The organism is Pseudomonas sp. MPFS (assembly GCF_022537035.1).
Classification (GTDB): Bacteria; Pseudomonadota; Gammaproteobacteria; order Pseudomonadales; family Pseudomonadaceae; genus Aquipseudomonas; species Aquipseudomonas sessilinigenes.
Map to the genome: position 1 here is coordinate 2070084 of NZ_CP066123.1, position 18229 is coordinate 2088312.

16 protein-coding genes and 1 other RNA gene are annotated in these 18229 nt (G+C 63.1%); 11 read left to right on the forward strand and 6 right to left on the reverse strand.

Features of this window, described 5'->3' with window-relative positions:
- Positions 1-81 precede the first annotated feature (81 nt).
- From ligA to I9018_RS09680, 3 genes are all read left to right on the forward strand, one after another.
- Complete coding sequence (gene ligA / locus I9018_RS09670; RefSeq protein WP_241109291.1) at positions 82-2454, forward strand: NAD-dependent DNA ligase LigA; 2373 nt, start codon at positions 82-84, stop codon at positions 2452-2454.
- Between the two features lie 194 nt (positions 2455-2648).
- Positions 2649-2745: signal recognition particle sRNA small type (gene ffs / locus I9018_RS09675), an RNA gene on the forward strand.
- 187 nt (positions 2746-2932) lie between these two features.
- Positions 2933-3436 (forward strand): GrpB family protein, encoded by a 504-nt coding sequence (locus I9018_RS09680; RefSeq protein ID WP_241109292.1) that lies wholly within the window; start codon positions 2933-2935, stop codon positions 3434-3436.
- 15 nt (positions 3437-3451) lie between these two features.
- Here the strand turns inward: I9018_RS09680 and I9018_RS09685 are convergent, their stop codons facing one another.
- Positions 3452-4318: a LysR substrate-binding domain-containing protein gene (locus I9018_RS09685; RefSeq protein ID WP_241109293.1), complete on the reverse strand. Its 867-nt coding sequence runs from the start codon at positions 4316-4318 to the stop codon at positions 3452-3454.
- Positions 4319-4418: 100 nt separating this feature from the next.
- Between I9018_RS09685 and I9018_RS09690 the strand changes: the two genes are divergently transcribed.
- Entirely contained in the window at positions 4419-5336 is a 918-nt protein-coding gene (locus tag I9018_RS09690; RefSeq protein WP_068577220.1) for a DMT family transporter, read from the forward strand.
- A 21-nt stretch (positions 5337-5357) separates the two neighbouring features.
- Here the strand turns inward: I9018_RS09690 and I9018_RS09695 are convergent, their stop codons facing one another.
- From I9018_RS09695 to I9018_RS09705, 3 genes are all read right to left on the reverse strand, one after another.
- Positions 5358-6251, reverse strand: coding sequence for a DUF2167 domain-containing protein (locus I9018_RS09695; protein ID WP_241109294.1), 894 nt, complete (start codon positions 6249-6251; stop codon positions 5358-5360).
- A 148-nt stretch (positions 6252-6399) separates the two neighbouring features.
- Positions 6400-6771 carry a VOC family protein gene (locus I9018_RS09700; protein WP_068577216.1) on the reverse strand — a complete coding sequence of 124 codons (372 nt, stop codon included), beginning with the start codon at positions 6769-6771 and terminating at the stop codon, positions 6400-6402.
- 143 nt (positions 6772-6914) lie between these two features.
- The gene (locus I9018_RS09705) at positions 6915-7229 is read right to left on the reverse strand and encodes a helix-turn-helix transcriptional regulator (RefSeq protein WP_011060220.1); all 315 of its coding nucleotides are present in this window, start codon (positions 7227-7229) and stop codon (positions 6915-6917) included.
- A 444-nt stretch (positions 7230-7673) separates the two neighbouring features.
- Here I9018_RS09705 and I9018_RS09710 point away from each other — a divergent pair, with 444 nt between their 5' ends.
- Positions 7674-9239 carry a PAS domain-containing methyl-accepting chemotaxis protein gene (locus I9018_RS09710; protein WP_124346246.1) on the forward strand — a complete coding sequence of 522 codons (1566 nt, stop codon included), beginning with the start codon at positions 7674-7676 and terminating at the stop codon, positions 9237-9239.
- A gap of 18 nt (positions 9240-9257) precedes the next feature.
- Positions 9258-10997, forward strand: a complete 1740-nt coding sequence (locus I9018_RS09715) for an EAL domain-containing protein (protein WP_068577212.1) — start codon at positions 9258-9260, stop codon at positions 10995-10997.
- Here the strand turns inward: I9018_RS09715 and I9018_RS09720 are convergent.
- Positions 10949-11719, reverse strand: a complete 771-nt coding sequence (locus I9018_RS09720) for a transporter substrate-binding domain-containing protein (protein WP_241109295.1) — start codon at positions 11717-11719, stop codon at positions 10949-10951. The genes I9018_RS09715 and I9018_RS09720 overlap by 49 nt on opposite strands.
- 138 nt (positions 11720-11857) lie before the next feature.
- Between I9018_RS09720 and dnaX the strand changes: the two genes are divergently transcribed.
- The 5 genes from dnaX to I9018_RS09745 all read left to right on the forward strand — a co-directional run bounded on the left by dnaX (position 11858) and on the right by I9018_RS09745 (position 17504).
- Positions 11858-13942: a DNA polymerase III subunit gamma/tau gene (dnaX, locus tag I9018_RS09725; RefSeq protein ID WP_241109296.1), complete on the forward strand. Its 2085-nt coding sequence runs from the start codon at positions 11858-11860 to the stop codon at positions 13940-13942.
- Between the two features lie 70 nt (positions 13943-14012).
- Positions 14013-14351 (forward strand): YbaB/EbfC family nucleoid-associated protein, encoded by a 339-nt coding sequence (locus I9018_RS09730; RefSeq protein ID WP_031321305.1) that lies wholly within the window; start codon positions 14013-14015, stop codon positions 14349-14351.
- Positions 14352-14549: 198 nt separating this feature from the next.
- Positions 14550-15593: an NADP-dependent oxidoreductase gene (locus tag I9018_RS09735; RefSeq protein ID WP_124346248.1), complete on the forward strand. Its 1044-nt coding sequence runs from the start codon at positions 14550-14552 to the stop codon at positions 15591-15593.
- 57 nt (positions 15594-15650) lie between these two features.
- Positions 15651-16253: a recombination mediator RecR gene (gene recR / locus I9018_RS09740; RefSeq protein WP_068577202.1), complete on the forward strand. Its 603-nt coding sequence runs from the start codon at positions 15651-15653 to the stop codon at positions 16251-16253.
- A gap of 102 nt (positions 16254-16355) precedes the next feature.
- Entirely contained in the window at positions 16356-17504 is a 1149-nt protein-coding gene (locus tag I9018_RS09745) for an acyl-CoA dehydrogenase family protein (RefSeq protein ID WP_241109297.1), read from the forward strand.
- A 129-nt stretch (positions 17505-17633) separates the two neighbouring features.
- Here the strand turns inward: I9018_RS09745 and I9018_RS09750 are convergent, their stop codons facing one another.
- Entirely contained in the window at positions 17634-18182 is a 549-nt protein-coding gene (locus I9018_RS09750; protein WP_022643316.1) for an adenine phosphoribosyltransferase, read from the reverse strand.
- Between the last annotated feature and the right edge of the window lie 47 nt (positions 18183-18229).

The following is an 18229-nucleotide window of genomic DNA, read 5'->3' on the forward strand; positions in this document are numbered from 1 at the left end:
CGCTGGCTGGCCAGCGCAGCTGCAACCCCAATCTTCAGATCGAGCAGCCTAGGCTGCTCTTTTGCTTTATGAGAGAACTCCATGACCGCCGCCGAAACCCGCATTCTTGAATTGCGTGCCGAGCTGGACCTGCACAACTACCGCTATCACGTGCTCGACGAGCCGAGCATCCCGGATGCGGAATACGACCGCCTGTTTCGTGAGCTCAAGGCCCTGGAGGCCGAGCATCCGGAGCTGGTGACCAGTGATTCGCCGACCCAGCGCGTCGGCAGCGCAGCGCTCTCGGCCTTCACCCAGGTTCGCCATGAGATCCCCATGCTCAGCCTGGGCAACGCCTTCGAAGAAGTCGACATGCGTGAGTTCGATCGCCGGGTCAATGAAGGCCTGGACCTGCCGGCGGGCGACCTGTTCGGTGGTGGCGCGGCGGTGGAGTACAGCTGTGAGCCCAAGCTCGACGGCCTGGCGGTCAGCCTCTTGTATCAGGACGGCGTGCTGGTGCGTGGCGCCACCCGAGGCGACGGCACGACCGGTGAAGACATCAGCGTCAACGTGCGTACCGTGCGCAACATTCCGCTGAAGCTGCAGGGCAGTGGTTGGCCGGCGACCCTGGAGGTGCGCGGTGAAGTGTTCATGTCCAAGGCTGGTTTCGAACGCTTGAACGCAACGCAACTGGAGGTGGGTGGCAAGACCTTCGCCAACCCGCGCAATGCCGCGGCAGGTAGCCTGCGCCAGCTGGATTCGAAGATCACCGCTAGCCGGCCCCTGGAGTTCTGCTGCTACGGGTTGGGCCAGGTCACGGCGGACATCGCCGACACCCATATCGGCAACCTCGAGCAGCTCAAGCAATGGGGCATGCCCATTAGCCGCGAGTTGCGCCTGGCCAAGGGGATCGACGAGTGCCTGGAGTACTACCGCGAGATTGGTGAGCGGCGCAATGCGCTGGCTTATGAAATCGATGGCGTGGTGTTCAAGGTCAACAGCATTGCCTCCCAGCGCGAACTGGGCTTTCGGGCCCGGGAGCCGCGCTGGGCCATTGCCCACAAGTTCCCGGCCATGGAGGAGCTCACCGAACTGCTGGATGTAGAGTTCCAGGTCGGTCGCACTGGCGCGGTGACGCCGGTGGCACGCTTGAAGCCGGTCAAGGTCGCCGGGGTGACTGTTTCCAACGCGACGTTGCACAACATGGACGAAGTGGCGCGCCTGGGCCTGATGATCGGCGACACGGTAATCATCCGGCGTGCCGGCGACGTGATCCCGCAGGTGGTGCAAGTGGTCACCGAGCGTCGTCCGGAGCATGCCCGTCCGGTGCAGATTCCCGAGAGCTGTCCGGTCTGCGGTTCCCATGTCGAGCGCACGCAGTTGGTCAAGCGCAGCAAGGGGCGTGAAACCCTCAGCGAGGGCGCGGTTTACCGTTGTGTCGGGCGGTTGGCCTGTGGCGCCCAGCTCAAGCAGGCGATCATCCACTTCGTGTCTCGGCGGGCCATGGATATCGAGGGCCTGGGGGACAAGACCATCGAGCAATTGGTGGACGAGAAGCTCATTGCCTCGCCGGCCGACCTGTACAAGCTCAAGTACGAGCAGATCATCGACCTGGAAGGTTTCGCCGAGGTTTCCAGCAACAAACTGCTCAAGGCTATCGAAGACAGCAAGCGCCCGGCACTGGCGCGCTTCGTCTACGCCCTGGGTATTCCCGATGTCGGCGAAGAGACCGCCAAGGTCCTGGCTCGCTCCCTGGGTACCCTGGAGCGGGTTCGCCAGGCCTTGCCCCAGGTGCTGACCTACCTGCCGGACATCGGCTTGGAGGTGGCCCATGAAATTCACAGTTTCTTCGAAGACAGCCACAACCAGGAAGTGATCGGCGCCTTGCTGGCCGAGGATCAGTGCGCGCTGGCGCTGCAGGACCAGGGTGAACTGGCGGCCGAGTTCGCCGCCAGTACGACCCTGGGTGGCATGCTCGGCAAGCTCGATATCCCTTCGGTGGGCCCAGGCGCTGCGCAGAAGCTGGCGGACAAGTTCGGCTCCTTGCAGGGGGTGATTGGCGCCGACTGGCTGGACATGCGCCAGGCCTTGCCGGAGAAACAGGCCAAATCGGTGCGCGAGTTCTTCGACAGTCCCGGTAATGCCCAGTTGGCCCAGGCCATCGAGCAGCAGCTGCGTGATTTCGGCATGCATTGGCAGAGCGAGAAGAAGGTGGTCGAAGGGCTGCCGCTGGCTGGCCAGACCTGGGTGCTGACCGGCTCCCTGGAGTTGATGAGTCGTGACGTGGCCAAGGACAAGCTGGAGAGCCTGGGGGCCAAGGTCGCAGGTTCCGTTTCGGCGAAGACCCACTGCGTGGTGGCCGGTCCCGGCGCCGGTTCCAAGCTGGCCAAGGCCAATGAGCTGGGCCTGAAGGTGCTGGACGAGGAAGCGTTCGTCGCCTTCCTCGGCGAGCACGGTATTTCTGCCTCCGCCTGAAGGGCAGGGTTGGCTGGCGAGAGCTTTCGCCAGTCAGCCCCGCCACTCGGCGAGGTGAGCCGGGTTCTTCTCTGTTGCTCGCCAAGTGCTTGAAGCTCTTCGAGTTTTTAATTCTGCAATGAGCGGTTGTATCTTCAACTCAGATAGGTACAATGGCGCGGCTCGCCGTCAGGTGAGCGTCGTTATGGTGACCCCATCGGTCCCCCCGCAACGATTACCCGTTAACCTGGTCAGGCCCGGAAGGGAGCAGCCACAGCGGGAACATTGTGTGCCGGGGTGTGGCTGGTGGGGTTGCCTCCATAACGCCCTCGTCGTTCCTCGATGAGTTGTACCCAACACCCCAATTCTTGAATCTTGTGCAGTGCAAGCTGTGCAGGTTTTGTCGTGCCTGTAGATTTTTACCTGGCCTGGCGGCTTCCAGGCAGGGTCCCAGCCGAGCCCGGTGCAGGGTGTTGCAACCCCTACACAAGGAGTGACCATGGCGTTGACCAGCAAGATATCCCTCTACAATCCGCAATGGCCCCTGGCGTTCGCCGCCGAGCGCGAGCGTATTGCGCCGGGTTTTGTCGATGATCTGCTGGCCATTCACCATGTGGGCAGTACTGCTGTCCCGGGACTTGCAGCCAAGCCGGAAATCGATGTGCTGCTGGTGGTCGCGCGGCATCGGGACGAGGTGCTGCGCGAGGCTTTCATGGCGACTCTGGGCTATGTCCGGGGCAGTGACCTGTCTGTCGGGCATCAGTTCTATCGGCGGGATGTGCAAGGCGTGCGGACCCACAAGGTACACGTGTGCCTGGTGGGGCATGGGCAGATCCAGCGGATGCTGGGCTTTCGCGACCTGTTGCGTACCGATGTGGAGCTACGCCAGCGGTATCAGGAGCTGAAGCTGCAGCTGGAGGCCAGTAATCGCGACGGCATCGGTGAGTACCTTGCCCGCAAGGCGCCCTTCATCGATGGGGTGATGGAAAACCAGCAAGCATGACGGGGCCGGGTGCGTTCATGCGCCGAGTGTCTCGCGCAGCAACTGCGCGAAGGCGTCCCGGGCGCGGTGCTGCTGCACGTCCTGATGCCAGACGAACCGGTTATCCACTGGGGCCAGGTCGTTGAAGCGTTGCGCGCGCAGGGTCGAGGATTGTGCGTAGCGCTCCAGTACGCCCTCGGGGATCAGCGATACCCCGGCGCCGGCGCTGACGCAGCCGATGATGGTGCCCCAGCTGGCATAACCGGTGATTGGCAGGTCCAGGCCGTGCTTGCCGAGCCAGTTCTCCAGGGCGCGGCGATACGGGCAACCGGCCGGCCACATGAACAGGTGCTGGCCTTGCAGGTCGCTGGCGTTGTGGATCGGTGCGCTGCCGGCACTGGAAATCACTACCAGGGGTTCGTGGTAGAGCACGGTTTGTTGCAGTTTCGCCGGCAGGGTATCGATGGCCACCAGGGCACCGTCGATGCGCTGGTGGCGCAGTTCTTCGAAGAGCTGCGACCAGGTGCCGGTGATCAGCTCCACGCTGACTTGCGGGTAGCGCCGGTGGTACTCGGCCAGCAGCGGTGGCAGGCGACCGCCGGCGCAGGACTCGATCGAGCCCAGGCGCAGCAGGCCGCTGGGTTCGGCCTGGCTATCCACCGCGCGCCGGGCTTCATCCACCAGGGCGAGGATGCGCTCGCTGTAGCCGAGGAAGATTTCCCCGGCCGGGCTGATCTTCAAGCCGCGTCCGACGCGGGTGAATAGGGGAGTGCCCAGTTCGCTTTCCAATTGCTTGAGGCGGTTGGTGATATTGGACGGCACGCAGTGCAACTGCTCGGCTGCGCGAGCGATGCTGCCGAAGCGGGCCACGGCTTGCACCATCTTCAGTTGAGTCAGTTCCATCGTTCATTTCCAGTGAATGATGGGCTTAGTATTGATCAATTGTGGTGAGCTTTCGAGGGCGCGACACTGCAGTTCCCTACCTTGCCTGGAAGTTTGTCTCGTGAAGATCTCGCCCTCGCTCAAGTTGGTGCTGGCCACCGCCGTGGTGATCCTGTGCTGGGCCTATTCGCCGGTGGGCATCCATATCGGCCTTGAGGGCTACAGTCCCGGGCACCTGGCGCTGCTGCGCTTTCTTATCGCTTCGGTATTCATGGTCGGCATTGCGCTGGTGGCGGGAATTTCCCTGCCGCGCTGGCGCGACATGCCCTGGTTGCTGGTGCTGGGGTTCTTCGCCATCGCCCTGCATCACGTCAGTCTCAACTACGGGCAGCAGGGCTTGAGTGCCGGGGCGTCTAGCGTACTGGCGCAATCGGCGCCGATCTTCAGCACCCTGATTGCGTTTTTCTGGCTCAAGGAGCCGGTCAGCGCCTGGCGCTGGAGCTGTGTGGTGCTGGGCCTGGTGGGCGCCTTGCTGGTGGTGGTGGGTGATCGCGGCCTGGGATCGATCCAGCCGCAGGGCTTGCTGGTGCTGCTGGCGGCTTTTTCCTGGGGGCTGTATTTCGTGCTGCAGCGGCGTTTTTCCGGGCGCCACGGGCTCTTGACCACCACGTGCTACATGGTCTGGGGCGGAACCTTGCTGTTGATGGTGTACACCCCTGGCCTGGCCCAGGCCGCTGTCCAGGCATCCTGGCGGGTGAACCTGGCCGTGCTGTTGCTCGGGCTGTTTCCCAGCGCGCTGGCCTACTTGGCTTGGGCTTATGTATTGGCGCGGGTCGAGGTTAGCCGGGCGTCGATCGCCATGTACCTGATTCCACCGGTGGCGATGTTGCTGGCCGCGATCGTCTTGGGCGAGACGCTGCGCTCCGGGGTGGTGCTGGGGGCGGCTGTGGTGCTGGGCAGTGTGATGGCAATGCAGTTGGAGGGGCGCTTTGGCAAGAACGCCAGTGCGCGCGTCATGAACGACGAGGCCCCGGTTTGACGGGGCCTCGTTGCGGGTGGATCAGCTTTTCTTCTTGAACAGCCGACCGATGAAGGCAGCGATGGCGAGCACGCCGATGACGATGAACTTCTTGCCGGCCAGCAACAGGACCCCGAGCTTGGCGAACAAGCCGGCCTTACTGGCGATGCCACCGGCTACCAGGGCTGCCAGGCCATAGGTAGCCAGCTTGTCGGTGCTCGGGTTGTAGTCGGCGTAGCGGTTACCGTCGGTGAAGTTGGTGAAGGCCAGGACCTTGGGGATCTCGCGCTTGATGGTGGGCAGGTCTTGCATGGAGGCGACCGCATTGAGCTCCAGCACGCCCTCACGACCCAGCACGCGAATGCTGTAGTTCAGGGTGTTGTTCTCGGCGCCTTCGGCCTTGAGCTCGCGGGCCCAGTACATTTTGTGCGATTGCGCGTCATAGCTTGGCTGCTCGGCCCAGCCCAGCAGATGGATGGCGCCGTAGCCTTGCTCCTTGCGCTCTTTGTTGTCTTCCTCGTCCGCGGCCTGCATTTCTTTGAGCAGGTCTTGGTAGTCGATCTTCGCTGCGTCTTCGTCGGAGATGTGTCCGTCGTTCTTGTAGCTGATGATCACGCCCCAGCCTTCGGCGGACAGCGGGCTGACGTCACTGGGGACGATCATGCCCAGGGTGGTGAAGCCAGGCGGGTTGCCCCAGCCTTCGGTGAGCAGCTTCTCGGTGTCCTTGGGGGTGAGGTAGTAGAACTCTTTGCTCAGGTCGAGGCTGGCGATGTCGCCAGGCAGCGGGACCTTGCCGTGGCGCGGGGAGAGGGAGGCGAGAAACTGTTCGGCGGTCTGGGTTTCAGCGTCCTTGGTGTCGGGCGTGTCGGCAGCGCTGGTCAACAGTGGGGTGGTGCAGAGCACGAGCATGGCCATGAGGTGGCGCAGGTACTTCATCGTATTCCCTTACATTTTGTGACAAGTAGTAGGCGCGCAAGGATAACGATGAGGAGCGCGTGGCTCAATCCAATGTTTCCATTTATTTCCGACGAGCGGAGATGGCCGTCCAGGGGCGCATGGCCTCGCCCCTGGAGAAGCAAGCTGCTCAGCCTACTGTCAGGTACAGCACTCGCAGGCGGTGTCCGTCGGGGTCAAGGGCGAGCAAGGTGTAGCCGAACCCCATGGCGGTCGGGGGCTGGACGATGGTGATACCCAGTGCCCGCCAGTGCTGGTGCAGTTCATCCACCGCTTCGCGGCTGTCCACGGCCCAGCCCAGCTCCCCGCCGCCCACGCTTGCCTGGGCTTCGGGCTTGACGACCTGGCGGGACCAGAGCCCGAGTTTGATTCCCGAATCGAGAATGAACAGGGTGAAGTCCGCAGAGGCCTGTACGGGTTGCTTGTCCAGCAGGCGGCTGTAGAAGTCCGCGCTGGCCATGGGGTTCTCCACGTAGAGCAGGAAATAGGTGTTGGTGATCATCATGACTCCTAGGGTCGGGGCTGGTTGGAGCGGCAGCTTATGCGCCGGGTCCGTCAGTTCCTGTCAGGAGTCGTGAAGTGAAAAAAAGACCCGCTTGTCGGGGGGTGACAAACGGGTCTTTCTTGGTTGATTGACTGCGGGGCTCAAGGCTTGGACAAGGCCTGGTCTACCGCTGCTATCAGCTTTCCCAGATCCTTCGGGGTGGCTTTGTGAATGACACCGAACAAATAAGCCCGCTGTTCCTCTTCATCACCCAGATCGGCGAAGAAGGCTTTCAGCTTCACTCCCAGTACTTCGGCCAACAGAAATAGAGCTTCAACGCTGGGGGTGTAGGTGCCGGTTTCGAAGCGGCTGATGGTTTTTGGGTCAAAACCGGTTTTTTCACCTAGTTCAGCCTGAGTAAGCCCCGCTACCTTTCGATAGCGCTTGATGGCTGCACCCAAACTTGAAATTTGCATCGCTCAATTCCCATTTAGAATCAAGAACTTAACGATAAATCTTGGCATTAGACAACACCATGTTCCATCACCTTGATTTGCAAAATGTGATGTATTTCGTAGAATCGGCGCTTCGGACAGGTATTTGGTGATCTAGTTTCAGAAGGCAGGTTTATGAAACAAGAAATCATTGCATTTCCCTTGTTCACCTAAACCCAGGACTTGGCAGAGGCTCGAACGTCTCGTTAATCCCGCCAACGCTCCGTCCGCCGCCCCCATCTGACGCCTTATCTGATCCTAGTTGATCTTCGTCGAACAGACGGTCAACTGCGGCGCAAACCCGCTGTACGGCTGCAATCCGGGCGAATCATCCGATTGAGTCGTACCGCCAGGAAGGTAATCGCCAATCGGTCTATCGCCGGTTCCTGGCAACTATTGATTGCAGGCTGTCTATGGAGTTCTAACGTGCGTCTCAATTTGCCGGTCAGCTCTATTGAGCAGACCTTCCCCGACCAGCAGCGGCTCATATCCGCCACCGATATCAATAGTCATATCACGTACTGCAATGCCGAATTCGCCGCCATGAGTGGCTTCAGCCAAGCCGAGTTGATTGGCAGTACTCACAACCTGGTGCGCCATCCGGATATGCCGGCCGCGGTCTTCGAGTCGATGTGGCGCTATCTCAAGGCCGGCCAGAGCTGGATGGGTGTGGTGAAGAATCGTTGCAAGAACGGCAACTTCTACTGGGTCAGCGCTTATGTTACGCCGATCCTGGAAGGTGGGCGGCTGGTGGGCTATGAGTCGGTCCGGGTCAAGCCGACCCGGGAACAGGTCAGCCGTGCCGAGACCCTGTATGCACGACTGCGGGCCGATAAAGCCCCGGTCTCGGCATGGCGGCGCCTGGAGGTCGGGGCGCGTCCGCTGCTGTTGCCGATGGCCGTGGCCGCAGGTTGCCTGGCCGCTTTCAACTGGTTGCCCAGTTTGGTGGCCCAGGGGCTGACGCTGTCGGGCTTCCTCGGCGTTGGGCTGTTGGCCCAGCGTCGCCTGGGATTGCAGCTCAAGGACATCGTCAGTAGCACGCCCAATACCTTTGCCGATCCGATCTGCGCCCTGGCGTACAGCGAGTCCTTGGGGGCCGCAGCGCAATTGCAGATGATCCTGGTCAGTGAGGAGGCTCGGTTGAAGACCGCCTTGACCCGTCTCAGCGACCTGGCCCGGCAAATGGCCGAGGCCGCGGCCGACTCCAGCCACTTGTCCAGTCGCACCGAGTCGGCCCTGCTGGAACAGCGCGCGGAAACCGACATGACCGCCGCGGCGATGACCCAGATGGCAGCCTCCATCACCGAGGTCGCCGAGCATGTGCAGCACACGGCCAGCGAAGCTCGCACCGCGAACCTGCTGGCCCAGCAGGGCAGCCAGGTGGCGGGGACTTCGCGCGATGCCATTCAACTGCTGGCCCGCACGGTCACCCAGATCAACCAGGCGGTGGGCGACCTGGCCGGGCAGACCCAGGACATCATGGTGGCGGCCAGCATGATCCAGTCGATCGCCGACCAGACCAACCTGCTGGCCCTGAATGCTGCCATCGAGGCGGCACGGGCTGGCGAACAGGGGCGCGGCTTTGCCGTGGTGGCCGATGAGGTGCGGGCCCTGGCCGGCAAGACCCGTGAGTCCACCCAGCAGATCCAGGGCATCATCCAGAACCTGCGGGCCGGTGCCGACGAGGCGGTGCAGATCGCCAGCCTTGGCATAGAGGAGGCCGAGCAGGGCGTGCAACAGGTCCTGCAGGCCCAGCAGGCGTTGCAGGGCATCGGCGCGGCGGTCGAGCGCATCACCGATATGAGCCAGCAGATGGCGGCCGCGTCCCAGGAGCAATCCCATGTAGCCGAATCGGTTTCGGAACAGATCAACAGTGTCGCTGCCACGGTGCAGCGCACTGCCGAGAACGCCCGCGTCGGCGTTTCTCGTGGTGCTGAGTTGGAAAACATCTCTTCCGGGCTGCATGCCCTGGTCGAGCGGTTCAACCGCTAGCGACAGTGAGTTCGACTCATGGATGAGAAATACCGCAGGGCCGTCGATGCCGCCGCCATTTTTTCCGAGACTGATCTTGGTGGGCGCATCACCTATGTCAACGATCTGTTTTGCCAGGTCTCGGGTTATAGCCGTGAGGAGCTGATCGGTGCGGACCATCGCATGCTCAGCTCAGGGCTGCACCCGCCCGAGTTTTTCGCCGGCTTGTGGCAGGCCATTACGGCAGGGCAGGTGTGGAAGGGTGAGATTTGCAATCGCACCAAGAACGGCAGCTTGTATTGGGTCGACAGCACCATGGTGCCGCTGGTGGACCAGCGTACCGGACGGGTGGTGCGCTATGTGTCGATTCGTTTCGATGTCAGTGAAAAGCGCCAGCTGCTGCACTCCCTGCAGTGGCGGGTCGGGCATGACGTACTCACCGGGTTGCCCAATCGCGCTTTTCTCTCCGACCGGTTGCACCAGGCCCTGGAGTTCTCCCGCCAGCAAGACATTCCCCTGGCCGTCTGCATGCTCGATCTGGATGGCTTCAAGGCTGTCAACGACGGCTACGGGCATGCCTGTGGCGATCTGTTGCTCGTGGAGGTGGCCGCGCGCTTGCGTTCGATCATCCGTGGCGAGGACGTGGTGGCTCGCCTGGGCGGCGATGAGTTCGTGCTGATCCTGCGCTATGTGCGCGACATGCTGGAACTGCGTTCTGCGTTGCGGCGAGTGCTGGCCACCATTTCCGAGCCGTATTCGATCCAGGGCAAGGACATCAACGTCTTTGCCAGCATCGGCGTTACCTTGTTCCCTACGGACAATCATGACGCCGATACCTTGCTGCGCCATGCCGACCAGGCCATGTACGTGGCCAAGCAAAGTGGCCGCAATCGCTTCCATCTGTTCGATGTGTTGCGCGACCGCGAGGTGATGGTCACCTACCAGACTGTCGAGCAGGTACGCCTGGCCCTGGATGCCGGCCAGCTGCATTTGTATTTCCAGCCCAAAGTGAACATGCGCAGCGGTGCGGTGGTGGGGTTCGAGGCCATATTGCGCTGGCAGCACTCGCAGCGCGGGATGCTGGGGGCCCATGAGTTCTTGCCGCAGGTGGAGGAGACCGACCTGATCGTCGACATCGGCGAGTGGGTCATGGACCGGGTGATGCTCCAGTTGCAGAGCTGGCAGGCCGCCGGACATGACTGGCCGGTTAGCCTGAATGTCGCGGCCCGGCATTTCCAGCGCAGTGACTTCGTCGAGCGGCTCAAGGGCATGCTCGACCGTTACCCGGATGTTTCGCCCGCTTTGCTGGATCTTGAAATCGTCGAGTCGGTGGCCATCGACAATATCCGCAAGGTCAGCGATTGCCTGGATGCCTGCCAGGGGTTCGGCGTGCAATTCTCCCTCGGAGACTTCGGTACCGGGCACTCGTCCCTCAGTTACCTCAAGCACCTGCGCACCCAGACCATCAAGATCGACCGGGTGTTTGTCCGTGACATGCTCCACGACCAGGACGACCAGGCCCTGGTCCAGGCGATGGTGGGGCTGGCCCGGGCATTCGGGCGCCAGGTGGTGGCCGAGGGGCTGGAGAGCCTGGCGCACGGGGAGCGGCTGATGGCCTTGGGGTGTGAAGTGGCACTGGGCGACTTCATCGCCGCGCCGATGCCCGCCGCTGCCGTGCTGGAATGGGTGCGCGGCTATTGCCCGCCTCGGTCCTGGCGGCGCGAGGGACCTCAGGGGGAAATCGTCGAGGCCTGTTCTCGGGAGGGCGGGGCGACGTAGCGTTCGACAATGCTGTCGATTTCGCCGGATAACTTCATGTGCTGCAACGTATGCAGGATTTTCCGGGCGGGTACGCTTGGATCGCTGCGTATGTGGCAGCCCACCGCTTGATCCTGGACCACCGCCACGCTGTACAGAGGGTTGCCATCTGCCTGGGTCCTGTTGAACCACTCCAGGGTCCACTGGCTGGCGATGGCGTAGCGATAGCGGCCAACCACCAGTTTTTGCAGCACTTGTTCTTCGTTGCGAGCATCGTCGCGAATCAGCAGATTGGCGTCGAACAGCGGTTGTAGCGGTGTGTAGGTATAGCTCAGGACCGTGCCGATGCGTTGGCGGGAAAGCTCCTCGAGCCTGACGGCCGCTGGAATCGCGCTGGCGCTGACCAGTACGTTGCGTTGCTGGAACAGCGGCACGCTCCACAGGTCGTCCGTCGACGGGGTCGGTAGCCAGGCCTGGGCGACATAGCAGCGGACGTCGACTTCGCCCTGGACCATGGCTTTTTGCATCCGCGCCCTGGCCAGGACGTGGAACTCGGCCTGCGCGCCCAGATGCTGGGCCAGGCGGCCCATGGTGTCGTAGAGGATGCCTGTACTGGGCTGGCCGCCATCGATGGCGACGGCCGGCATCGTCCAGCTGTCGGCAATGGCGAAGCGCAGGGTCGGCGCGGCGGCTTGCAGGTTGCTACTGAGGAGTAGAAGCAGGGCGCCCCAGGTCAAACGCATACGGTCTCCAGGGTAACGGCTGTCGAGCAATCCTTGGCAAAATGCAGCTTAGACAGATTAGGCGAGCGCGCCGGATGCAATTTCGCCCTTGCTCCGCTAGCATTACCGGCTTCCGCTTTCCAGTTGCGACGGTTTTCGATGAGTTATCAGGTTCTTGCACGTAAATGGCGTCCGCGCTCGTTCCGCGAAATGGTCGGCCAGACCCATGTGCTCAAGGCTCTGATCAATGCCTTGGACAGCCAGCGGCTGCACCACGCCTATCTGTTTACCGGCACCCGCGGGGTGGGCAAGACCACCATCGCGCGGATCATTGCCAAATGCCTGAATTGTGAAACAGGCATCACTTCCACCCCGTGCGGCACCTGTTCGGTGTGCACCGAGATCGACGAAGGCCGTTTCGTCGACCTGATCGAGATCGACGCCGCGAGCCGGACCAAGGTCGAGGACACTCGCGAACTGCTGGACAACGTGCAATATGCCCCGAGTCGTGGACGCTTCAAGGTCTACCTGATCGACGAAGTGCACATGCTTTCCAGCCATTCGTTCAACGCCTTGCTCAAGACCCTCGAAGAGCCGCCGCCCTACGTCAAGTTCATCCTGGCGACCACCGACCCACAGAAGCTGCCGGCGACCATCCTGTCCCGCTGCCTGCAGTTCTCCTTGAAGAACATGACCCCGGAGCGGGTGGTCGAGCACTTGAGCCATGTCCTGGGCGTGGAGAACGTGCCGTTCGAGGACGACGCCCTGTGGCTGCTGGGCCGTGCTGCCGACGGTTCGATGCGCGACGCCATGAGCCTCACCGACCAGGCCATCGCCTTTGGCGAGGGCAAGGTCATGGCGGCGGATGTGCGCGCCATGTTGGGTACCCTCGATCATGGCCAGGTCTATGATGTGCTCCACGCACTGATCGAGGGCGATGCCAAGGCTCTCTTGGAGGCGGTGCGCCACCTCGCGGAGCAGGGGCCGGACTGGAACGGCGTGCTCTCGGAGATCCTCAATGTGCTGCACCGGGTGGCCATCGCCCAGGCGCTGCCCGATGGCGTCGACAACGGCCACGGCGATCGCGAGCGAGTGCTGGCGCTGGCCCAGGCCCTGCCGGCCGAAGACGTACAGTTCTATTACCAGATGGGCCTGATCGGCCGCCGCGACCTGCCCCTGGCGCCGGACCCGCGTGGCGGTTTCGAAATGGTCCTGTTGCGGATGCTGGCCTTCCGGCCAGCGGACAGCGCGGATGCACCGAGACAGCCGCTAAAGCCGGTGGGGATCAGCCAGGCCACAGTTGATTCCGCCCAAGCCGTGGCGGCGCCAGCAGCGGTTGTGCCTGCTGCCGCGCCTGTGGCCAGTGCCCCGGTCGCTCCCGCTCCCGCTCCCGCTGCGGAGCCGGTAGCCGAGCCGGCCGCTGCGCCAACACCAATACCCGCGCCAGCACCCGAGCCGGTCCCGGCCTTGATCGAAGCCGAGCCAGAGCCCGAACCGGCACAGGCCGAAGAAGTGGTCGACTTGCCGTGGAACGACCCGGTGGAGCCGATGCTGGATGTCATCGCCGAACCACCCGCGTTGCCAGCGGTCCTGACTCCGGTGCCGGACAGCGTGGTGCCAGACATCCCGGAATGGGCCAGTGCGCCGATGCCCGAGCCGAGCGTGGCCGAGGTGGATGCCGCGACCCCGGGGAGCGACCTGGACGACGAGCCGCCGCTGGACGAGGACTACATCGAGCCGGACATGGACTCGGCCTACAGTTACCTCGATGAGCTGGCCAGTGAACACATCGCCGAGCCGGCCCCGGAACCCGAGCCGGAGCCCGCCGCCATGCCGGCCACCGGCCTGGCCCTGGAGTGGCTGGAACTGTTTCCGAAGCTGCCTATTTCCGGCATGACTGGCAGTATTGCTGCCAACTGCACCTTGATCGCCGTGGATGGCGACCAGTGGCTGTTGCACCTGGACCCGGCCCATAGCGCGCTGTTCAACGCTACCCAGCAGCGCCGTCTCAACGATGCCTTGAACCAGTACCACGGGCGTACGCTGAGCCTGAACATCGAGCTGATCAAGCCCGAGCAGGAAACCCCGGCCCAGGCCGCATCCCGGCGTCGCGCCGACCGTCAGCGCGAGGCGGAGGAGTCGATCCATGGCGATCCGTTCATCCAGCGGATGGTCCAGGAGTTCGGCGCAGTGGTGCGCCACGATACCATTGAACCTGTCGAGGCCCCGGCCGCGCAGGGTTGAGCATTTAACTTAAAGGGCGCCGGCCAAGGGCCGGGCGCCGTTTCCATCACCATACTTTGAGGTAATTCCCATGATGAAAGGTGGCATGGCCGGCCTGATGAAGCAGGCGCAGCAGATGCAGGAAAAGATGGCCAAGATGCAGGAAGAACTGGCCAACGCCGAAGTCACCGGCAAGGCCGGTGGCGACATGGTCAGCGTAGTCATGACCGGCCGTCATGACATCAAGCGCGTGAGCATCGACCCGAGCCTGCTGGAAGGCGTCAGCGACGACGATCGCGAAGTGCTGGAAGACCTGTTCGCCGCCGCGGTGAACGACGCCGTGCGCAAGATCGAAGCCAACAGCCAGGAAAAGATGTCCGGCATGACCGCTGGCATGCAGCTGCCTCCGGGCATGAAGCTGCCTTTCTGATTCGCTGCGGCGTATCGGATTGCAACGAGCAATGCCAGGCCTGGAGCCTGGCATTTTTTTGCCCGTCGATTGGCCCGGCAGGGGTTGAAACGGCCACTGCGCAGCTGCGGCCAGCGGCACAAACATCGAACACTGGTGCCTGGCCACGGTCTGCACCCTATACAGTCTTGTCCATTCATCGATAACGGAGTGTCTGTGATGCCGCAAACAATGACCCTCAATCAGCGTGTGGTACTGGTGTCGCGCCCCCAGGGCGCGCCGGTTCCGGAGAACTTTCGCCTGGAGCGGGTGGCGCTGCCGGAGCTGGCGGACGGCCAGGTGCTGCTCAAGACCCTGTACCTGTCCCTGGACCCTTATATGCGCGGACGCATGAGCGATGCGCCATCCTACGCGGCGCCGGTGGAGATCGACGAAGTCATGACCGGTGGTGCCGTGAGCCGGGTCGAGCGTTCGCTGAATCCCAAGTTCCAGGAAGGTGACCTGGTGGTGGGCGCCACCGGTTGGCAGAGCCACTGCATCAGCGATGGGCGCAACCTGGTGCCAGTGCCGGCGGGCTTGCCCAGCCCGTCCATGGCCTTGGGGGTGCTGGGCATGCCCGGCATGACCGCCTACATGGGGCTGATGGACATCGGCCAGCCCAAGGCTGGGGAGACCCTGGTGGTGGCCGCGGCATCCGGGGCGGTGGGTTCGGTGGTGGGGCAGGTGGCCAAGCTCAAGGGGTTGCGGGTGGTGGGAGTCGCCGGTGGGGCCGACAAATGCCGCTACGTGGTGGAGGAGCTGGGCTTCGACGCCTGTATCGATCATAAGAGCCCGGAGTTCGCCGACGAGCTGGCCCAGGCCTGCTTCAAGGGCGTGGATATCTATTTCGAGAACGTCGGCGGCAAGGTGTTCGATGCGGTACTGCCGTTGCTCAATGCCAAGGCACGCATTCCCTTGTGTGGCCTGATTGCCCAGTACAACGCCCAGCAATTGCCGGCGGGGCCGGATCGCCTGCCGTTGTTGCAGCGCAGCCTGCTGACCAAGCGGGTGCGGATCCAGGGGTTCATCGTGTTCGACGACTACGGTGATCGCCAGCCGGAATTCATCAAGGCCATGGCGCCCTGGGTGCGCGAGGGCAAGGTCAAGTTCAAGGAGGATGTGGTCGAAGGCCTGGAGCAGGCGCCACAGGCCCTCATCGGACTGCTGGAGGGGCGCAACTTCGGCAAGCTGGTGGTCAAGGTCGCCACGGACGGGAGCATTTGACGCTACCCCGAGGCGCGGGTATAAACCGCGTCTCGTCGTTTTGTCGGACCCTTGCCCATGAGCTTCAGCCCCCTGATTCGCCAACTGATCGATGCCCTGCGCACCTTGCCCGGGGTGGGGCAGAAAACCGCCCAGCGCATGGCCCTGCAACTGCTCGAGCGTGATCGCAGCGGCGGCCTGCGCCTGGCCCAGGCCCTGAGCCAGGCCATGGAGGGCGTGGGGCATTGCCGCCAGTGCCGGACCCTGACCGAAGACGAGCTCTGCCCGCAGTGTGCTGACCCACGCCGCGACGACAGCCTGCTGTGCGTGGTCGAGGGGCCGATGGACGTCTACGCGGTGGAGCAGACCGGCTATCGCGGTCGCTATTTCGTGCTCAAGGGGCACCTGTCGCCCCTGGACGGTTTGGGGCCGGAAGCTATCGGCATCCCTCAGTTGTTGGCGCGAATCGAAGAGCAGGGCACCTTTAGCGAAGTGATCCTGGCGACCAACCCCACGGTGGAAGGCGAAGCCACCGCCCACTACATCGCCCAGCTGTTGATCGATAAAGGCCTGATCACCTCGCGTATCGCCCACGGCGTGCCCCTGGGGGGCGAGCTGGAGCTGGTGGACGGCGGCACCCTGGCCCATTCCTTCGCCGGGCGCAAACCCATCACCCTGTAACCCGATCCGTCTGCCGGCTCGCCGGCGGGCGGTTGCTTGCGCTCTCTTGAAAACCAAGCAAGCGCTTGGTAAGTTCCTCCGACCCTTCAGAGGAGCTTGCCGATGTCTGCCTGCCAGGAATACTTCGATCCCAGCCACCAACTGATCCGCGACAGCGTACGACGTTTCGTCGAGCGCGAGATCCTCCCCGAGATCGAGCAATGGGAGGAAGCCGAGAGCTTTCCCCGTGAGCTGTATCTCAAGGCCGGCGCGGCCGGCATCCTTGGCATCGGCTACCCGGAAGCCCTGGGAGGCAGCCACGAAGGCGACTTGTTCGCCAAGGTCGCTGCCAGCGAGGAGTTGATGCGTAGCGGCTCCGGAGGCCTGGTGGCGGGCCTGGGGTCACTGGATATCGGCTTGCCGCCCATCGTCAAGTGGGCGCGTCCCCAGGTCCGCGAGCGGGTCGCGCCCCTGGTGCTGTCCGGAGAGAAGATTTGCGCCCTGGCGGTGACCGAGCCCGGCGGCGGTTCCGACGTGGCCAACCTGCAGACCCGCGCAGTGCGCGATGGTGATTACTATCGGGTCAGCGGCAGCAAGACGTTCATTACCAGTGGCGTGCGCGCCGACTTCTACACCGTGGCTGTGCGTACCGGCGAGCCGGGCTATGGCGGCATCAGCCTGTTGCTGATCGAGAAGGGCACGCCCGGTTTCACCGTAGGCCGGCAGTTGAAGAAAATGGGTTGGTGGGCGTCTGATACCGCCGAGCTGTTCTTCGAGGACTGCCGGGTGCCGGTGGGTAACCTGATCGGTGTGGAGAACATGGGGTTCGCCTGCATCATGGGCAACTTCCAGAGCGAACGCCTGGCCCTGGCGCTGATGGCCAACATGACCGCACAACTGGCCCTGGAGGAAAGCCTGAAATGGGCACGCGAACGCGAGGCGTTCGGCAAGCCGGTGGCCAAGTTCCAGGTGATCAAGCATCGGCTGGCGGAAATGGCCACGGCCGTGGAGGTGTCCCGGGAGTTCACTTATCGCCAGGCGGCCAAGATGGCTGCCGGCAACAGCGTGATCAAGGAAATCTCCATGGCCAAGAACCTGGCGACCGATACCGCCGATCGCATCACCTATGACGCGGTGCAGATCCTCGGAGGCATGGGCTACATGCGTGAGAGCCTGGTTGAGCGCCTCTATCGCGACAATCGCATCCTGTCCATCGGCGGCGGCACCCGCGAGGTGATGAACGAGATCATCAGCAAGCAGATGGGGCTCTAGCCGGGTTTGGGAATCACCAGCGGGCCTGTCGTGGGCTCTACCAATGTGTCGGATTGCACCATGGCCAGCCAAGGGGCGGCGCGGCTGATGAGCTGAGGCGCCGTCCCGGGGAGGGGACGGCAGGCCGAATCAGCGCTCGGTCAGGGAAAACTGGGTCAGGCAGAAGGTCGGGATGCCCATGTCTTGCAGTTTCTGCGATCCCCCCAGTTCCGGCAGATCGATGATGGCTGCAGCTTCATGGATCTTCGCACCCATGCGCCGTACCAGGTTGGCGGCGGCGATCAGGGTGCCACCGGTGGCGATCAGGTCATCGAACATCAGTACCGAGTCGCCTTCGCACAGGCTGTCGGCATGGACCTCGAGGAACGCTTCGCCGTATTCGGTCTGGTAGCCCTCGGCTAATACATCCGCTGGCAGCTTGCCCTGCTTGCGAAACAGGATCAGCGGCTTGTTCAGCTGGTAGGCGATGATCGAACCGATCAGGAACCCTCGGGCGTCCATGGCGCCGATATGGCTGAAGTCTTCCTCGACATAACGCTGGGCGAAACTGTCGGCCACCAGGCGCAGGGCCCGTGGAGACTGGAACAGGGGGGTGATGTCGCGGAATATCACGCCCGGCTTCGGGAAGTCGATGACGGGGCGGATCAGGGATTTGATGTCGAAGGAGTCGAAGGCCATCTGCAGGTGTCCTGGCGGGCGAAATAAGCCGCGCCAGTATACCCGCG